The organism is Promicromonospora kroppenstedtii DSM 19349 (assembly GCF_000515355.1).
In the GTDB taxonomy this organism is placed as follows: Bacteria; Actinomycetota; Actinomycetes; order Actinomycetales; family Cellulomonadaceae; genus Promicromonospora; species Promicromonospora kroppenstedtii.
Genome location: NZ_KI911710.1, coordinates 6,384 through 7,338, shown reverse-complemented (window position 1 = coordinate 7,338; position 955 = coordinate 6,384). Strand labels below are relative to the sequence as shown.

Genomic DNA, 955 nt, shown 5'->3' with positions numbered 1-955 from the left:
GCTCGGCCGCGGGTGGCCTCGGCGGAGCGGACGAGCACCGGCAGGTCCTCGACCACGAGCGGGCCCATCCGGCGCACCCGCCAGAACGCGAGCAGCACGGCGGCGAGCACCACCACGAGGGCGACGGGCGCCGAGCCGGGCGGCATCAGCGCGTTCACCTGGCCGCGCTCGGCGGGCGTCGGCGTGTCCCCGCCGGTGCTGATGTCCATCGGGTTCGGCACCAGCCAGACGAGATCCTCGTTCTGCCCGAGCATCCACAGCGCGAGCGCCGCGTTGCCCTGGTCCAGGATCGAGCCGTTGCGGATCACAGCGGGGTCGTTGACCACGGTGACCGAGCGGTCCGGGAAGTCCAGCCGCGCATAGGCGTAGGCGCCGGTGTCGTCCGGCCAGCACAGGACCGGGCGGACCTGGTCGGAACCGCCCGACGCGTCGTACAGGCCGGGCGTCAGCGTCACCGCGCCAGCCGCCTCGGCGGCCGGGTCGGCGCACTGCGGCTGCGTGGGTTCGGCCTGCTCGCCGTAGGTGATGTCGAGCATGTCCCGGCTCACGCCCGCGACCATGCTGTAGTCGGGCTGGAGCACGACCAGGTCCGCGCCCGTGCGGTTCAGCGCCGAGATCTGGTCGTCGGCGAAGAACGACGGGTTGGGCGTGACCAGCAGCGTGCTGTCCTTGCCCGCGGCGGCCACGGCGTCGGCCACCGAGGTGACGTGGGTGATCCGCACGCCCTGGTCCTTCAGCACCTCCGCCACGGCCATGGCCCCACCCGGCTCCGGGTTGTCCGGGGCGTACGGATCGGCGGACGCCGGCGGGCGGACCACCGCGAGGAACAGCACGAACAGCGCGACGACGGCGAGCACCGTGAGCGGCCAGCGCGCCCGGCGCCAACGGCTCGCGGCGCGCGACCGTCCGGTGGTGTCGTCGCCGATGATTACCGGCGGCTCGTCGACCGGCCCCG

1 protein-coding gene is annotated in these 955 nt (G+C 74.1%); it reads right to left on the bottom strand.

Features of this window, described 5'->3' with window-relative positions:
* Window positions 1-857: DUF4350 domain-containing protein (locus tag PROKR_RS35495; protein ID WP_211240185.1), on the bottom strand; the 857-nt coding region annotated here is incomplete at its 3' end.
* Between the last annotated feature and the right edge of the window lie 98 nt (window positions 858-955).